The sequence below is a fragment of the Nocardioides sp. GCM10030259 genome, assembly GCF_042666375.1.
Taxonomy (GTDB): Bacteria; Actinomycetota; Actinomycetes; order Propionibacteriales; family Nocardioidaceae; genus Nocardioides.
The window spans coordinates 90,963-106,926 of the sequence record NZ_JBHTDF010000016.1; the positions used below are offsets into that span (position 1 = coordinate 90,963).

At 71.1% G+C, this 15,964-nt stretch carries 15 protein-coding genes; 6 read left to right on the plus strand and 9 right to left on the minus strand.

Annotation, left to right across the window (positions count from 1 at the left end; translation table 11 throughout):
- Nucleotides 1-243 precede the first annotated feature (243 nt).
- From ACFQQI_RS12850 to ACFQQI_RS12865, 4 genes are all read right to left on the minus strand, one after another.
- Nucleotides 244-1,020 carry a succinate dehydrogenase/fumarate reductase iron-sulfur subunit gene (locus tag ACFQQI_RS12850; RefSeq protein ID WP_378563579.1) on the minus strand — a complete coding sequence of 259 codons (777 nt, stop codon included), beginning with the start codon at nt 1,018-1,020 and terminating at the stop codon, nt 244-246.
- Nucleotides 1,021-1,031: 11 nt separating this feature from the next.
- Complete coding sequence (locus ACFQQI_RS12855) at nt 1,032-2,882, minus strand: fumarate reductase/succinate dehydrogenase flavoprotein subunit (protein ID WP_378563581.1); 1,851 nt, start codon at nt 2,880-2,882, stop codon at nt 1,032-1,034.
- A complete protein-coding gene (locus ACFQQI_RS12860) occupies nt 2,883-3,683 on the minus strand; it encodes a hypothetical protein (protein WP_378563583.1) in 801 nt (266 codons plus the stop codon). It lies immediately after the preceding gene.
- A 160-nt stretch (nt 3,684-3,843) separates the two neighbouring features.
- Nucleotides 3,844-5,340 (minus strand): family 16 glycosylhydrolase, encoded by a 1,497-nt coding sequence (locus ACFQQI_RS12865; RefSeq protein WP_378563586.1) that lies wholly within the window; start codon nt 5,338-5,340, stop codon nt 3,844-3,846.
- Nucleotides 5,341-5,455: 115 nt separating this feature from the next.
- Between ACFQQI_RS12865 and ACFQQI_RS12870 the strand changes: the two genes are divergently transcribed.
- The 4 genes from ACFQQI_RS12870 to ACFQQI_RS12885 are packed head-to-tail and all read left to right on the plus strand — an operon-like array spanning nt 5,456 to nt 10,081.
- Nucleotides 5,456-6,526 (plus strand): glycosyltransferase, encoded by a 1,071-nt coding sequence (locus ACFQQI_RS12870; protein ID WP_378563588.1) that lies wholly within the window; start codon nt 5,456-5,458, stop codon nt 6,524-6,526.
- 54 nt (nt 6,527-6,580) lie between these two features.
- Nucleotides 6,581-7,282, plus strand: a complete 702-nt coding sequence (locus tag ACFQQI_RS12875; protein ID WP_378563591.1) for a succinate dehydrogenase cytochrome b subunit — start codon at nt 6,581-6,583, stop codon at nt 7,280-7,282.
- Between the two features lie 19 nt (nt 7,283-7,301).
- Entirely contained in the window at nt 7,302-9,338 is a 2,037-nt protein-coding gene (locus ACFQQI_RS12880; RefSeq protein ID WP_378563736.1) for a fumarate reductase/succinate dehydrogenase flavoprotein subunit, read from the plus strand.
- A complete protein-coding gene (locus tag ACFQQI_RS12885; protein ID WP_378563594.1) occupies nt 9,338-10,081 on the plus strand; it encodes a succinate dehydrogenase/fumarate reductase iron-sulfur subunit in 744 nt (247 codons plus the stop codon). Before ACFQQI_RS12880 ends, ACFQQI_RS12885 begins: the two co-directional genes overlap by 1 nt.
- Nucleotides 10,082-10,266: 185 nt before the next feature.
- Here ACFQQI_RS12885 and ACFQQI_RS12890 read toward each other — a convergent pair whose 3' ends face one another.
- Genes ACFQQI_RS12890 through trpS form a run of 4 tightly spaced genes read right to left on the minus strand, consistent with a single transcriptional unit; the run spans nt 10,267 to nt 13,107 of the window.
- Entirely contained in the window at nt 10,267-10,482 is a 216-nt protein-coding gene (locus tag ACFQQI_RS12890) for an SCO4848 family membrane protein (protein WP_378563597.1), read from the minus strand.
- A gap of 2 nt (nt 10,483-10,484) precedes the next feature.
- Nucleotides 10,485-11,516 carry a YihY/virulence factor BrkB family protein gene (locus ACFQQI_RS12895; RefSeq protein ID WP_378563600.1) on the minus strand — a complete coding sequence of 344 codons (1,032 nt, stop codon included), beginning with the start codon at nt 11,514-11,516 and terminating at the stop codon, nt 10,485-10,487.
- 1 nt (nt 11,517) lies between these two features.
- Nucleotides 11,518-12,039 carry a 2'-5' RNA ligase family protein gene (locus tag ACFQQI_RS12900; RefSeq protein WP_378563603.1) on the minus strand — a complete coding sequence of 174 codons (522 nt, stop codon included), beginning with the start codon at nt 12,037-12,039 and terminating at the stop codon, nt 11,518-11,520.
- 9 nt (nt 12,040-12,048) lie between these two features.
- Nucleotides 12,049-13,107 (minus strand): tryptophan--tRNA ligase, encoded by a 1,059-nt coding sequence (trpS, locus tag ACFQQI_RS12905; protein WP_378563606.1) that lies wholly within the window; start codon nt 13,105-13,107, stop codon nt 12,049-12,051.
- A gap of 60 nt (nt 13,108-13,167) precedes the next feature.
- On the opposite strand from trpS, the gene ACFQQI_RS12910 reads away from it, so the two are divergent.
- Nucleotides 13,168-13,809, plus strand: coding sequence for a GNAT family N-acetyltransferase (locus tag ACFQQI_RS12910; protein WP_378563609.1), 642 nt, complete (start codon nt 13,168-13,170; stop codon nt 13,807-13,809).
- Here the strand turns inward: ACFQQI_RS12910 and ACFQQI_RS12915 are convergent.
- Nucleotides 13,692-14,924 (minus strand): MFS transporter, encoded by a 1,233-nt coding sequence (locus ACFQQI_RS12915; RefSeq protein ID WP_378563612.1) that lies wholly within the window; start codon nt 14,922-14,924, stop codon nt 13,692-13,694. The genes ACFQQI_RS12910 and ACFQQI_RS12915 overlap by 118 nt on opposite strands.
- A gap of 63 nt (nt 14,925-14,987) precedes the next feature.
- Here ACFQQI_RS12915 and ACFQQI_RS12920 point away from each other — a divergent pair, with 63 nt between their 5' ends.
- Nucleotides 14,988-15,953: a phosphotransferase family protein gene (locus ACFQQI_RS12920; RefSeq protein ID WP_378563615.1), complete on the plus strand. Its 966-nt coding sequence runs from the start codon at nt 14,988-14,990 to the stop codon at nt 15,951-15,953.
- The last annotated feature ends 11 nt before the right edge of the window (nt 15,954-15,964 follow it).

Genomic DNA, 15,964 nt, shown 5'->3' on the forward strand with positions numbered 1-15,964 from the left:
GTCCGGAGTGCGGTGCGTTGGCAGAGGTGCACTGGCGCGATGTCGTCGAGAGCACCGACGGGCCCGTGGAGATCGCGAAGGTGGTCTGCGCCGGCCGGCACTGGTTGCTGCTGCCCGTCGGCAGTCTCGAACGGGCCTCCGCGCCGGCGTGGGGAGCACGGGGACGAGGCGCGGAGCCGCGACGCTCCGCGGCCTGATCGCGGAGCTCGTACCTTCACTGCCGAGCTCGGACCCCGGCTCGGCCTACGGCTCGGACCGCCCGTCGTTGTCCTTGTTGCGGAGGCCGATCTTGTTGCCGAGCCAGACGAGCGGGTCGTACTTGCGGTCCGCGACCCGCTCCTTCATCGGGATGATCGCGTTGTCGGTGATCTTGATGCCCTCCGGGCAGACCTCCGTGCAGCACTTGGTGATGTTGCACATCCCGATGCCCGCGGCCTCCTGCGCGAGCTTGCGGCGGTCGTGGGTGTCGAGCGGGTGCATGTCGAGCTCGGCGTACCGCAGGAAGAAGCGGGGTCCGGCGAAGGCCGGCTTGTTCTCCTCGTGGTCACGGACGACGTGGCAGGTGTTCTGGCACAGGAAGCACTCGATGCACTTGCGGAACTCCTGCCCGCGCTCGACGTCGATCTGCGCCATCCTGCGCTTGCCGTCGGCGTCGCGGGGGCCGAGCTCGGCGTACGGGAGCTCCTTGGCCTTCTCGTAGTTGTACGACACGTCGGTGACGAGGTCGCGGATCACCGGGAACGTGCGCATCGGGGTGACCGTGATCGTCTCGCTCGGGTCGAAGTCCGACAGCCGGGTCATGCACAGCAGCTTCGGTCGGCCGTTGACCTCGGCGGAGCAGGACCCGCACTTGCCGGCTTTGCAGTTCCACCGGATCGCGAGGTCGCCGGCCTGGGTGGCCTGCACCCGGTGCAGGGCGTCGAGCACGACCTCGCCCTCGGACACCTCGACGTCGTAGTCACCGAGGTCGCCGCCCGACTGGTCGCCGCGCCAGATCCGCATCTTCAGCGTGTAGCCCACGTCAGTGCCTCTCAGTCGAAGTACTTCTTGAGCTCGTCCGGCATCACCGGGAGCGGCTTCTCGGACAGGTCCACGCCGGTGCCGTCGCCGTCGAGGGTGACGACGAGGTTCTTCGTGCCCCAGACCTCGTTGTCGGTCTTCGGGAAGTCGTCGCGGGTGTGGCCGCCCCGCGACTCCTCGCGGGCCAGCGCCGCCTTCGCGATCGCCTCCGAGACGAGCAGCATGTTGCGCAGGTCGATCGAGAGGTGCCAGCCCGGGTTGTACTGCCGGTGCCCCTCCACGACCATCGCCGTCGCCCGCACCTTGAGGGCCTCGATCTCGCGCAGCGACTCCTCGAGCTCGGCGCCGGTGCGGATGATGCCGACCAGGTCGTTCATCGACTGCTGCAGGTCCTGCTGGATCGTGTAGGGGTTCTCGCCGCCCTCCACCTCGAAAGGTGCCAGCGCACTGGCCTGGGCGGTCTTCACGTCGTCCTCACGGATCACCGGCCGCGCCGGGAGTCCGGCGGCGTACGTCGCGGCCGCCTCGCCCGCGCGCTTGCCGAAGACCAGCAGGTCGCCGAGCGAGTTGCCGCCGAGCCGGTTGGAGCCGTGCATCCCGCCCGAGCACTCCCCCACGGCGTACAAGCCGGTGACCGCGCTCTCCTGGGTGTCGGCGTCCACCTCGACCCCGCCCATCACGTAGTGGCAGGTCGGGCCGATCTCCATCGGCTCCTGGGTGATGTCGACGTCGGCCAGCTCCTTGAACTGGTGGTACATCGACGGCAGCCGCTTGCGGATGAACTCCGGCGTACGCCGGGACGCGATGTCGAGGAAGATGCCGCCGTGCGGTGAGCCGCGGCCGGCCTTGATCTCGGAGTTGATGGCCCGGGCGACCTCGTCACGCGGCAGCAGCTCGGGAGGCCGGCGGTTGTTCTTCTTGTCGTCGTACCAGCGGTCGGCCTCCTCCTCGGTGTCGGCCGTCTCCGCCCGGAAGAACTCCGGGATGTAGTCGAACATGAACCGCTTGCCCTCGGAGTTGCGCAGGATCCCGCCGTCGCCGCGCACCGACTCGGTGACCAGCAGCCCCTTCACCGACGGCGGCCACACCATGCCGGTCGGGTGGAACTGGACGAACTCCATGTTGATCAGCGCCGCACCGGCGCGCAGCGCGAGCGCGTGGCCGTCGCCGGTGTACTCCCACGAGTTCGACGTGACCTTGAAGGACTTGCCGATGCCGCCGGTCGCGAGGATGACGGTCGGCGCCTCGAAGGTGATGAAGCGGCCGGTCTCACGCCAGTAGCCGAAGGCACCGGAGATCCGGTCGCTGTCCTTCAGCAGCTCGGTGACCGTGCACTCCATGAACACGTCGATGCCGAGCTGGACCGTGCGCTGCTGGAGGGTCCGGATCATCTCGAGGCCGGTGCGGTCGCCGACGTGCGCGAGTCTGGCGTACCTGTGGCCGCCGAAGTCGCGCTGCGAGATCAGCCCGTCGTCGGTGCGGTCGAAGAGCGCGCCCCAGTCCTCGAGCTCCTGCACCCGCTCGGGCGCCTCCTGCGCGTGGAGCTGGGCCATCCGCCAGTTGTTGAGCATCTTCCCGCCACGCATGGTGTCGCGGAAGTGCACCTCCCAGTTGTCCTCGGGCCAGCGGTTGCCCATCGCGGCGGCGATGCCGCCCTCGGCCATGACCGTGTGGGCCTTGCCGAGCAGGGACTTGCAGACGACGGCGGTGCGCGCGCCCGCCTCGTGGGCGGCGATCGCGGCCCGGAGGCCCGCGCCGCCCGCGCCGACCACGACCACGTCGTACTGGTGGCGCTCCATGCCGCCCTCGCTGCTGCCGGACATCTCGTTGCCGGTCATCGGGTGCCGGGAGTCACTCGTCATCTAGAAGAACCTCGGGTCGTCGAAGGCGCCGGTCGCGAGCAGGTAGATGTAGAGGTCGACCAGCGCGACGGAGAACAGGGAGTACCAGGCGTACGCCGCGTGCCGGGCGTTGAGCCGGGAGACGAACGTCCACATCCGGTAGCGCACGGGATGCTTCGAGAAGTGCCTCAGCCGACCGCCGGTGATGTGGCGGCACGAGTGGCACGAGAGCGTGTAGAGCCAGATCAGCACCACGTTGATGAGCATCAGCACGGTGCCGAGGCCCATGTGGATGCCGTCGGGCTCGCCCTCGGCCGGCCGGAACGCCAGCACCACGTCGAAGGTGAGGACGCACGCGACCACGACGGCGAAGTACCAGAACCAGCGGTGGATGTTCTGGAGGATCAGCGGGAAGCGGGTCTCGCCGGTGTACTTCGTGTGCGGCTCCGCGACCGCGCAGGCCGGCGGGGAGAGCCAGAACGCCCGGTAGTAGGCCTTCCGGTAGTAGTAGCAGGTCAGCCGGAAGCCGAGCGGGAAGATCAGGATGAGCAGCGCCGGCGAGAGGTTCCACCAGCTGAACGGCTGCCCGAAGTCCGACGAGCCCTCGACGCACGAGTCGGTCAGGCACGGCGAGTAGAACGGCGAGAGGTACGGCTCCGAGAAGTAGTTGTCCCCCGCGAAGGCCCGCCAGGTCGCGTAGACGATGAACGCGGCGAAGACCACGAACGTCGCCGACGGGTAGAGCCACCACCGGTCGGTGCGGAGGGTCTTCACCCCGATCCGGGCCCGGGTCGGCCCGTTCACCCCTGACGGAGCTGCCACACCTGTCGATCCTGCTGCTGTCTCTCGCGCGTCGGTCGACGCCATCGCCACCTCCGGTGGGTCGGGTGCCTGTGCAGTCTGCACAGTCCCTGCCCACAGTGAAAGGGGCCACACCGAAGATTTCGAGAACAGGTTCCAGCGGACCGGGCTCCCGGACCGGTCAGTCCTGGTAGACGGCCACCCAGTCGAAGTAGGCGACCTGCTCCGCCTGCTTCTCCGGGTCCGACACGTCGCGGAGGCGGTCCTGGTTCCAGTCCCGCACGAGGTTGCTCAGCACCACACGGCTCGGCTTGTACGCGCTCTGGTCCTGCAGCGAGGCGACCAGGTTGCCGTCGTAGTAGAAGTCGTAGCCGAGGTGGGTCCAGTGCACGGCGTACACGTGGAAGGCGCCGTTGGGGCTCTGGAGGTCGGGCGGGATCGGGTACTCCGCCCCCGCCAGGGGCTCGGGGTAGGCGAACCGCTGCGGGCTGGACCGGAACGTGCCGTCGGCGGCGTCCCAGTCCGCCGTGATGCTGTCGCCCCAGATGGTGCTGCCGGTGAACTCCGCGATGTCCGTCTCGGCCTGGCCGCGGCCGTAGCCCTCGGCACTGAGCCAGAACGCCGCATAGCTCCCGGCCGGCGCCGCCTGGAACTTCGCCCGGGCGACGAACCACCCGCGGGACTGCGTGAACGTCGTCGTCTGGACGTGTCCCTGGAGGAGGTGCCGGAGCTCACCGTAGGCGGGGTCGCCGATCGTGCACGGCTTCGTCTCCTCCGGGTCGGGCAGCACGCCGAGGGCGAGGACGCCGTTCGCGACGCTCCTGGCCGCCGGCGACGCCTTGGCGCACATGGTGTCGGTCCCGGCGCCGTACACGTCCTGGCCGGGCCGGTCGACCCACTTCGCCGGGTCGAAGGCGTCGAACTCGTCGACGAACGTCGGTACGGCGGCGGGCGTGTCGGCCAGCCCCGCCGACAGGCTGGCCGCCTCCGCCACGCCGTGCCAGGCCGGCGCGACCGCGCGGAACTCCTGCGCGCCCCAGGCCCGGAAGAAGGCCTGGCCGGAGTCGTCGGTCTTGAGCGACGTCATCGGCTGCCAGGCGTCCTGGGTCCCGGCGGCACGCACGTAGACGTCGATCGGCCGGTTGGCACGCGCCGGCGTGACGGTCACCAGCGCGCGCGCGGCGGCCACCGACAGCGGCTCCGGGTCGACGCCCGGCGCGATCAGCCGGGGCTGCACGTCGATGCGGACCGTCTGCGGGACGAACCGCACCTGGACCGACGAGGAGTTGACCGGCTCGGCGCTGAGTCCGGGGTCGACGTACGTGCGGAAGGTCGAGGTGCCCCCGAACTCGTCCAGCGTCGCCTCCGGGAAGGCGTAGCGCCCCTGCGGCCCCGTCTGCACCTCGCCCACGTCCGACCACGCGCCGGTCTCGTCCTGGCGCTGCAGGTGCACCGTCAGGCCGGAGAGCGACGCTCCTTCGACGCTGGCGACCCCCCGGACGCGGAAGACCTCGCCCGGCATCCGCGTCTGCGGCACCGCCACCCGCACCTGGGTGTGCGTCGCCTCCGGTCCGGCGCCCGTGGGAGGTGACCCGTCCGCCACGATCGTGACCACGCTGAGCACGGCCGCGGCGACCACGACGGCAGCCGCGGCGATCACCACGATCCAACGTTGCATGAGGTCCTCTCGGGAAGGCCGGTCCTCGCCATTGTGCCGACCGGGCGAAATCGGGTTCACGCGACATCAACCTCGACGCAGCGGTCCGGACACCCTGCCCGGTCACGCTGGTTCCATGCGGATCTCCATCGTGACCGAGACGTTCTTCCCGGCCGTCGACGGCACCACCACGACGGTCAAGGCCGTCGCCGACCGCCTCGTCGACACGGGGCACCGGGTCCAGCTGATCGCGCCGGGGCCCGGCCTCACGACGTACCGGGGCTGCCCGGTCGCCCGGGTGCGCGGGCTCGACAAGCCTGGCCGCCAGGTGCGGGACGCGCTCGAGGCGTTCCGGCCCGACGTCGTGCACGTCACGTCCCCGCGCACGCTCGGCACCAAGGCGCTCAAGTACGCCGAGCGGCTCGGCGTCCCGGCGCTGGTGGTCGAGCAGTCGCCCCTGCTCGACGTCACCGCCGACCACTGGCGCTCGCGCGTCGCCCAGCGCGCGTCCGGCGTCGTCGTCACCTCCCGGTGGATGCTCGACCGGGTCGCCGAGCTCGGCAGCAGCGCGACCCTCTGGGAGCCGGGCGTCGACACCGCGGCGTTCACCCCCGCCCTGCGCGACGCCTGGCTGCACGAGCGCTGGTCGAAGGCGCGGTCGCGACCGCGCCCGCTGGTCGTCGTGGGCTACGTCGGCAGCCTCCGCAACCGGCACGACGTACGCCGCCTGGCGGGACTCGCCGACGTCCCCGGCATCCGGCCGGTGGTGGTCGGCGACGGGCCTCAGCGCGGCTGGCTGGAGCGCCGGCTGCCCGACGCGAAGTTCACCGGGGAGCTCGGCACCGGCGACCTCGCCGCGGTGCTGCCGACCTTCGACCTTCTCGTGCACCCGGAGACCCGCGAGACCTGCTGCCACGCGCTGCGGGAGGCGTCCGCCGCCGGCGTCCCCGTCGTCGCACCCCGCGCGGGCGGCGCTCCGGACGTCGTACGCCATCTCGAGACCGGGCTGCTCCACGACCCGGCCGACCAGCGCGGCTTCCGCCGCGCGGTCGAGGCGCTCGCCGCCGACCGCAGCCGGGGACTGCTCGGCGCCCGCGGCCGCGAGCTGGCGACGCGCTCGTGGAGCGACGCCGTCGACGAGCTCGTCGACCTCCACTACCCGCAAGGCCTCGGCGGCCGGCCAACACCGGCCGGTAACGCGCTATAAGTCACACCGGCCTGCCGGGTAGGTGCCGGTGAACCGGGGGTAGCGTGGCCCCTTGTGGCAACGACGACCTTGGTGACGGGTGCGCGGGCGTCGCGCTCGACCATCACACTCAAGCTCCTGATGGCCGCGAGCGGCCTTCTCTTCATCCTGTACGTGCTCGCGCACATGTACGGCAACCTGAAGGCCTTCGCGGGCCACGATGCCTACAACGAGTACGCCCACCACCTGCGCACGCTCGGCGAGCCGATGCTCCCCTACGAGGGCTTCCTCTGGATCATGCGCGCCGCGCTGATCCTCGCGCTGGTCGTGCACGTCTACGCCGCGGCGAAGCTGTGGCGCCGCGCCAACAGCGCCCGCCGGCAGAAGTACGTCGTGAAGAAGAACATCGCCTCGTCGTTCTCCTCGCGCTGGATGCGCTGGGGCGGCCTGACCATCCTGCTGTTCCTGGTGTGGCACCTGCTGAACTTCACGATCGTCAAGGTCAACGTGGCCGGCGGCGAGACCAACGACCCGTACAACCTGCTCGTCGACACCTTCGACACGTGGTGGATGACCGTCATCTACCTGCTCGCGATGTTCGCGCTCGGCATGCACCTGCACCACGGCACGTGGAGCGCCGCCCAGACCCTGGGCCTGACCAACAACGCGCGCGCCCGGCGCAACGCGAAGTCGATCGGCTGGATCCTCGCGGTCGTGATCGCCGGCGGATTCTCCCTCGTCCCGATCTTCGTCCTCGCCGGCGTCATCACCAAGTAAGGGCCCGCAGATGACCGACATGCCTGACACCACCCTCACGGGTGACCCCTCCCACGACGCACCCGCCGAGCACGGCGACGACGCGGTCGGCTACTACACCCCCGGCGAGCCGATCTTCGACACCAAGGCGCCCGACGGCCCGATCGACGAGCGCTGGCAGACGCGCAAGTTCGAGGCCCGCCTGGTCAACCCGGCCAACCGCCGCAAGCTCGACATCATCATCGTCGGCACCGGCCTGGCCGGCGGCTCCGCGGCCGCCACGCTCGGCGAGGCCGGCTACAACGTGAAGTCCTTCTGCTACCAGGACTCCCCGCGTCGCGCGCACTCGATCGCGGCGCAGGGCGGCATCAACGCCGCGAAGAACTACAAGGAGGACGGCGACTCCGTCCACCGGCTCTTCTACGACACCGTCAAGGGCGGCGACTACCGCTCGCGCGAGTCGAACGTCTACCGCCTGGCCGAGGTCAGCACGAACATCATCGACCAGTGCGTCGCGCAGGGCGTCCCCTTCGCCCGCGAGTACGGCGGCCTCCTCGACAACCGCTCGTTCGGCGGCGTCCAGGTGTCCCGCACGTTCTACGCCCGCGGCCAGACGGGCCAGCAGCTGCTGATCGGCGCCTACCAGGCCATGGAGCGACAGGTCGCGGCCGGCACGGTCAAGCAGTACACCCGCCACGAGATGCTCGAGCTGATCGTGGTCGACGGCAAGGCCCGCGGCATCATCGCCCGCGACCTGGTCACCGGGGAGATCCAGACCCACCTCGCCGACGTCGTCGTCCTGGCGAGCGGCGGCTACGGCAACGTCTTCTTCCTCTCCACCAACGCGATGGGCTCCAACGTCACCGCGTCGTGGCGTGCGCACCGCAAGGGCGCCTACATGGCCAACCCCTGCTACACGCAGATCCACCCGACCTGCATCCCGGTCACCGGCGCGCACCAGTCGAAGCTGACGCTGATGTCGGAGTCGCTGCGCAACGACGGCCGGATCTGGGTGCCGAAGAACCGGGCGGACTGCGACAAGGACCCGCGCGAGATCCCCGAGGCGGACCGCGACTACTACCTGGAGCGGATCTACCCGTCCTTCGGCAACCTGGTCCCCCGCGACATCGCCTCGCGCGCCGCGAAGAACGTGTGCGACGAGGGTCGCGGCGTCGGCCCGGAGGTCGACGGCGTACGCCGCGGTGTCTACCTCGACTTCAGCGCCGCCATCGAGCGGCTGGGCCGGGACGGCATCGAGGAGAAGTACGACAACCTCTTCGACATGTACGCCCGCATCACCGGCGAGAACCCCTACGAGACGCCGATGCGGATCTACCCCGCCGTCCACTACGTGATGGGCGGCCTGTGGGTCGACTACGACCTGCAGTCCTCGATCCCGGGCCTGTTCGTGACCGGCGAGGCGAACTTCTCCGACCACGGCGCCAACCGCCTCGGCGCCTCCGCGCTGATGCAGGGCCTGGCCGACGGCTACTTCGTGCTGCCGCACACTATCCGCGACTACCTCGTGGACGGGCCGTTCGAGAAGATCGACGAGTCGCACCCGGCCGTCGTCGAGGCCAGGCAGTCGGTGCAGTCGCGCGTCGACCACTTCCTGTCCACCAACGGCACCCGCAGCGTCGACTCCTACCACCGCGAGCTCGGCAACATCATGTGGGAGTACTGCGGCATGGAGCGGACCGAGGACGGCCTGAAGAAGGCCATCGACCTGATCCGCACCCTGCGCGACGACTTCTGGCGCAACGTGAAGGTGCTCGGCACCGCCGAGAGCCTCAACCAGTCCCTGGAGAAGGCCGGCCGGGTGGCCGACTTCCTCGAGCTCGGCGAGCTCATGTGCATCGACGCCCTCAACCGCCGCGAGTCCTGCGGCGGCCACTTCCGCGGCGAGTCGCAGACCGAGGACGGCGAGGCCCTGCGCCACGACGACCAGTTCGCGTACGTCGCGGCCTGGGAGTTCGCGGGCGACCCCGACTCCGACGACGGGATGGGCATGCCCGTCCTGCACAAGGAAGACCTCGTCTACACCGCCATCGAGATGAAGCAGCGGAGCTACAAGTAATGAAGGTGACCCTGAAGATCTGGCGCCAGCCGGATGCCGCGACCAAGGGCGCGATGCACACCTACGAGCTGGACGGTGTCTCGGAGGACATGTCCTTCCTCGAGATGCTCGACGTCCTCAACGAGGACCTCATCGCCAGGGGCGAGGACCCGGTCGCGTTCGACTCCGACTGCCGCGAGGGCATCTGCGGCATGTGCGGCCTGATGATCAACGGCCAGGCGCACGGCCCGGAGGTCACCACGACCTGCCAGCTGCACATGCGCTCCTTCAAGGACGGCGACGAGATCGTCATCGAGCCGTGGCGCGCCGACGCGTTCCCGGTGATCAAGGACCTCGTCGTCGACCGCGGCGCGTTCGACCGGATCATCCAGGCGGGCGGCTTCATCTCGGTCAACACCGGCTCCGCACCGGAGGCGCACTCCGTGCCGGTCCCCCGCGACGACGCGCTCCGTGCGTTCAACGTGGCGACCTGCATCGGCTGCGGCGCGTGCGTCGCCGCCTGCCCGAACGGCTCCGCCTCGCTCTTCATGGGCGCGAAGGTCACCCACCTCGGCGAGCTGCCGCAGGGCCAGCCCGAGCGCGACTCCCGCGTCGTCGGCATGGTCGCCCAGCACGACGCCGAGGGCTTCGGCGGCTGCACCAACATCGGCGAGTGCACGGCGGCCTGCCCCAAGGAGATCCCGCTCGACGTGATCTCCCGCCTCAACTGGGACCTGCACGCCGCCCTGCGCCACGGGCACTAGCGAGGACGCGCCAGCGGACCCGCTGATGGTGGTCGAGCGAGCGGCGCGACTGAGCTTGCGAAGTCGCGACCCGCGTGTCGAGGCCCGGTGAGGTGCGAGACGGGCGGTGACCCCTGTGGGTCACCGCCCTGCGCATGCTTCGGGGGTCTCGACAAGCTCGACCACCGGTCGAGCCCGACCACCGGTCAAGCTCGACGTCGAAGGACCCTGACCCCCAGCACCGCGAAGACGACGCCCAGGCACATGTTCACGACGATCAGGCCGGTGTGGGCGATCCAGTAGCCCTGCGCGCGGTCCTCGCCCGAGGCGTGCGCGTCGTACAGGTTGCGCGCGAACATCGTCCAGGTCAGGAAGTTCCACGCCGCCATCGCGACCAGGAACCACCCCGTCTTGCGTCCCACTCTCAGCTGCTCCTTCCGGTGAGCCTGCGGACCACGGCCACGAGGCCGAGCATGGTGGCCGCGCCGGCGGCATACGGCGCGGCCCAGGCGTGCTCGACCTCGTCGGTACGACGCAGCGGCGGCGACGGCGGCCCGGCGACGGGAGCCGCGACGGGGACGGGCCGGGCGGCACGGGCGGCGCGGGAGGTGTGCGCCCAGGAGGCGGCGTACAGGACCACCTGGGAGAAGTAGCTGATCCACACCAGCACGATCAGCGCGATGCCGAACGCCTGGAAGGCAGGGCTTCCCTGGGTGAGCCGGATCAGCAGCCCCGACACCTGCTTGAGCACCTCGAACGCGATCGCGCCCAGCAGGGCTCCGGACCACAGCGACCGACGCGGGGTGTGCGGCTTGGCCAGCAGCCGGAACATCGCGAAGAACAGCAGCATGTTCGCGCCGAAGCCGAGCACGACGGTGAGGACCCGGACCAGGCCGCCGAGCTCCTCGTCGAGGTCGAGCCAGGCGAGCAGGTCGCTGGAGAAGCCGCCGACCAGGCCGGCCACGCCCACCGAGACCAGCAGGATCACGCCGATGAGCACCAGCGTCAGGAGGTCGCGGAGCTTGCCGCGCACGAAGCCGAGCTGCTCCTTGGCCGGGACCTCGAAGACGATCACCAGCGCGCTGCGCATCGCGGCCACCCAGCCGAGACCGGAGTAGAGCAGCACGAGGGCACCGATCAGCCCGACGGTGCTCGCGGCGCGCTCGATGTCGCTGATCTGCACCTGGTTCTCGCCGGTGCCGATCAGTCCCGGGATCACGGCGTCGAGCGCCTTGGTGAGGTTCTCGTCGGCGTTGTCCCAGACCTTCGCGAGCCAGCCGACCACGAAGAACGCGAGGGCCAGGATCGGGAAGAACGACAGGAACGCGAAGTAGGTGACGGCCCCTGCCTGCTGCCCCGCGTTGACGCCCGAGTAGTGCTCCTGCGTCCGGACGGCGTGGTCGACCAGCGGGCTCCGTCGCCGGACCCGTGCCACCCGCTCCCCGAGAGCCGGCACCTCAGGACTCCGCGGTCGCCAGCGCGAACTGCCGGGTCGGCTGCCAGCCGATCTCCTCGTCGTGCACGTACAGGTGGAACTCGCCGACCTGGAACTCGCACTCGAAGTCGGCGAGCTCCGCGAAGGCCCGGTCGAGCAGCGCGTCCTCGAGGTGGTGGGCGATGGTCACGTGCGGGTGGTACGGGTGCTCGAGCTCGACGTCGAGCGGTCCGCTGCGTACGGCGTCGGCGAGTCGCTCGCAGTGCGAGATGCCCTCCGCCAGCGTCACGAAGACCACCGGCGAGATCGGCCGGAACGTGCCGGTGCCGCGCAGGTGGACCAGGAAGCTGCCGAACCCGGCGGCGGCCTTCGCCAGGTGGTCCTCGATGCCGGCGAGGTCGTCGGCGGCGATCTCCGTCGGCGGCACCAGCGTGATGTGGGTCGGGATCATGGCCGCCGTGGTGTCACCGACCGCGGTCCGGTAGTCCTGCAGCTCGGTCGCCCAGGGCTCCGGGATCGCGACCGCCACTCCAATCGTCGGCATCCTCGGACCCTACTGGCCCGCCGCCACGAAGCCGACCCGCTGGTACACGTCGCGCAGCGTCCCGGTGGCCACAGCCCGGGCCTGCTCTGCCCCGCGGCGGAGCACGTCGGAGAGATAGGTCTGGTCCTCGAGCAGCTCCAGCGTGCGGGAGCGGAACGGCGTGACGAAGTCGACCACCACCTCGGCGAGGTCCTTCTTCAGGTCGCCGTAGCCGCGGCCGGCGTACTCCGCCTCGAGGTCGACGATCGGCTTCGCGGTGAGCGCGGAGTAGATCGTGAGCAGGTTGCTCACGCCCGGCTTGGTCTCCGGGTCGAACCTGATCTCCGAGCCGGAGTCGGTGACCGCCGAGCGGATCTTCTTCGCGGAGACCTTGGGGTCGTCGAGCATCTCGACGATGCCGGACGGCGAGGAGGCCGACTTCGACATCTTCGCGGTCGGGTCCTGCAGGTCGGTGATCTTCGCGGTCGCCTTGAGGATGTACGGCTCCGGGAGGCGGAACGTCTTCTTGTAGCGGCTGTTGAAGCGCTGGGCGAGGTCGCGGGTCAGCTCGAGGTGCTGACGCTGGTCCTCGCCGACCGGCACGTAGTGGGGCCGGTAGAGCAGGATGTCGGCCGCCTGGAGCACCGGGTAGGTGAAGAGGCCGACGCTGGCGGCGCCCTCGCCGCCCTTCGCGGACTTGTCCTTGAACTGGGTCATCCGGCGCGCCTCGCCGAAGCCGGTCAGGCACTGGAGCACCCAGCCGAGCTGGGCGTGCTCGGGCACCTGCGACTGCACGAAGATCGCGGAGCGGTCGGGGTCGATGCCCATCGCGAGCAGCTGCGCGGCCGCGCGCAGGGTGCGCTCCCGCAGCACCTTCGGGTCCTGCTCGACCGTGATCGCGTGCAGGTCCGCGATGAAGAAGAAGGGCTGGTACTCCTCCTGCAGGTCCACCCACTGCCGCAGGGCGCCGAGGTAGTTGCCGAAGTGGAACGAGTCGGCCGTCGGCTGGATGCCGGAGAGCACGCGCGGGCGGGACGTGGACGTGCCCTGCGCCGACGCGGCGACCTCGGGAGCGGTCGTGGTGGACATGGCGGTCATTCTCGCCTATCCGATTGCGGCGACGGGCGCGGGGTTGGGAGGGTTCGGACCATGCTCCGAGTGGTGGGCCCGGGTCGGGCCGAGGTCGAGCGCGGGCCCGCGCCTGACGAGGTGGCCCTCGCGGCCGCGCTGGACGCCGCGTTCCGCGACGGCACGGCGACCAGCGTCGGCTGGTGGGTCCCGGTGGGCGACTGGGCGGCACGGCGTACGGCGTGGCGCCTGGGCTTCTCGTACGCCGGAGTGCTGCGGGGCTGGGCCGACGGTGGCGACGCCTGGGCGTTCACGCTGCGGCACGACGACGTCCTGCTCGGGGCGGTCGGGATCTTCCGCTTCGACGACCCGGAGCTCGGCTACTGGACCCATCCGGACGCCCGCGGGCGGCGCCTCACGACCCGTGCCGGCGCGCTGGTCGTCGACCACGCGTTCGACACGCTCGGCCTGGCCCGGCTCTCGGCGTACGCCGCCACCGGCAACGCGGCGTCGCTCCGGGTGCTCGAGTCGCTCGGGATGCGGCGCACCGGCGTCCAGCGGCGCGCCGCACGCACCGGGGACGGGCGGACCGTCGACCTGGTCGGTTACGACCTGCTGCCGGAGGAGCGCTCCTCGCTGCGGCGGTGGGCCGCGGCCGACCACAGCAGCACCGCGATACCGGCCACCGAGAGCAGCGCGCCGACGAGGGCCGGCGCGCGGTAGCCGTAGCCGGCGGCGATCACGAGGCCGCCCAGCCACGCGCCGAGCGCGTTGGCGATGTTGAGCGACGAGTGGTTCATCGCAGCACCGAGCGTCTGCGCCTCGCCGGAGACCGCCATCAGCCGCAGCTGCAGGTTGACGACCAGCACCGAGCCGGTCGCCGTGGTCAGGAAGACCATCGGCAGCAGCCACCAGCCGTACGGCGCGGCCGCCCACACCGCCAGCATCACGATCCCGGACGCGACGCCCGACCCGATCAGGGTCCGGAACACCGACCACTCGCCGAGCCGGCCGGCGACCCAGGTGCCGGCGACCATGCCCACGCCGAACGCCGCGGTGAAGACCGGCACCGCCGACTCGGGCAGGCCGCTCACCTCGGTGACGATCGGCGCGATGTAGGAGTAGACCGCGAACAGGCCACCGAAGCCGACCGCGCCCGCGAGCAGGGTGAGCATCGCCTGGCCGTTGCGGAAGAAGGTCATCTCGCGGCGCCCGGTGGCCTCGGGGTTGCCGGGCACCCGCGGCACCACTGCGAGCACCATCACCACGGTGAGGAGCGCGAGGCCGGCCGCCGCGAGGTACGCCGCGCGCCAGCCGACCTGCTGGCCCAGCCACGTCGCGGCGGGCACGCCGACGACGTTCGCGACCGAGAGGCCGAGCATCACGCTCGCCACCGCGCGGCCGCGGCGTCCGGGGGCGGCGAGGTCGGCCGCGACCAGGGAGGCGACGCCGAAGTAGGCACCGTGCGGGAGCCCGTCGAGGAACCGTGCGACGAACAGCACACCGAAGCTGTCGGCAGCCGCGCTGAGCGCGTTGAACGCGGCGTACGCCGCCATCAGGCCGACCAGCAGCGCGCGTCGCGGGAGCCGCGCGCCGAAGATCGCGATCAGGGGCGCGCCGACCACGGCGCCCAGCGCGTAGGCGGAGATGAAGGAGCCGGCGTGCGGGATCGAGACGCCCACGCCCTCCGCGACCTGCGGGAGCAGGCCCATGGTGACGAACTCGGTGGTCCCGATCGCGAAGCCGCCGAGGGCGAGCGCGAGGACCGCCAGCGTGTAGTGACGGGTTCCGACCGGCGACTGGTCCGCGGCGGCAGGGGTCGGGGCGGTCGTCGTCACGGGCACGAGTCTGCAACCGGTCGACCCTCGTGCCCTATTCCTGACTGGCCTAGTGTGCTTGTCGTGCCGACTGCTCCGACCGACCAGGCGACTGACCTGCTGGCCGCGGTCCGATCGGCCACCGGCGGCCTCGTCGACGACGTGAGCGAGGCGCAGCGGCTCCCCGCCGGCGCGTCCCGGGAGACGTGGCTCCTGTCACGTCCCTCCTCGTCGCCGCTGGTGCTCCGGCTCAACACCCCCGGCTCCCTCGACGGCGACGCCCTGCTCCGCGAGGCGGCGCTGATGGAGGTGGCCGGCGCGCACGGCGTACCCAGCCCGGCCGTGCTGGCCCACGGCCGTGGCCCCGGCCCGCTGGCCGACGGCTACGTGCTGATGTCGCACGTCGCCGGCGAGTCGGTGCCGCAGCGCATCCTGCGCGACCCCGCGCTCGCCTCGGTGCGGGACGGGTTCGCCGCCGAGTGCGGCCGCATCCTCGCCGCCGTGCACACGGTCTCCCCGGCCGCGCTGCCCACCCTGCCCACCGAGGACCAGCTCGACTCCTGGACCGGGATCCTCGCCGACCAGCCGGACCCCCACCCGATCCTGGAGTACGCAGCAGCCTGGCTCCGCCGGCACCGGCCCTCCCCCGTCCCGCCGCGCCTGGTGCACGGCGACTTCCGGCTCGGCAACCTGATCGTCTCCTCGTCCGGTGTCGAGGCCGTGCTCGACTGGGAGCTCGCCCACCTCGGCGACCCCGTCGAGGACCTCGCCTGGCTGACGCTGCGCGCCTGGCGCTTCGGGCACGCGCCCGAGGTCGCCGGCTGCGGATCGGTCTCCTCGCTCCTCTCGTCGTACGTCGACGCCGGCGGCGACCCCGTCGACGCCGACCGGCTGCGCTGGTGGCAGGTGATGGGCTGCCTGCGCTGGGGCGTCATCTGCCTCTTCCAGGGCAGCCGCCACCTCACCGGCGCCGAGCGGTCGGTCGAGCTCGCCGCCGTCGGGCGCCGGGTCGCCGAGGCGGAGTACGACGTGATGCTGCTGCTCGGCTGAGCTCTTGCCAG

Bases quoted from the DNA above. Each gene is read 5' to 3' on its own strand.
- trpS (WP_378563606.1), bottom strand. From the start codon at position 13,107: ATGTCCACCACGACCGCTCCCGAGGTCGCCGCGTCGGCGCAGGGCACG.
- ACFQQI_RS12910 (WP_378563609.1), top strand. From the start codon at position 13,168: ATGCTCCGAGTGGTGGGCCCGGGTCGGGCCGAGGTCGAGCGCGGGCCC.
- ACFQQI_RS12880 (WP_378563736.1), top strand. From the start codon at position 7,302: ATGCCTGACACCACCCTCACGGGTGACCCCTCCCACGACGCACCCGCC.
- ACFQQI_RS12865 (WP_378563586.1), bottom strand. From the start codon at position 5,340: ATGCAACGTTGGATCGTGGTGATCGCCGCGGCTGCCGTCGTGGTCGCC.
- ACFQQI_RS12870 (WP_378563588.1), top strand. From the start codon at position 5,456: ATGCGGATCTCCATCGTGACCGAGACGTTCTTCCCGGCCGTCGACGGC.
- ACFQQI_RS12900 (WP_378563603.1), bottom strand. From the start codon at position 12,039: ATGCCGACGATTGGAGTGGCGGTCGCGATCCCGGAGCCCTGGGCGACC.
- ACFQQI_RS12885 (WP_378563594.1), top strand. From the start codon at position 9,338: ATGAAGGTGACCCTGAAGATCTGGCGCCAGCCGGATGCCGCGACCAAG.
- ACFQQI_RS12855 (WP_378563581.1), bottom strand. From the start codon at position 2,882: ATGACGAGTGACTCCCGGCACCCGATGACCGGCAACGAGATGTCCGGC.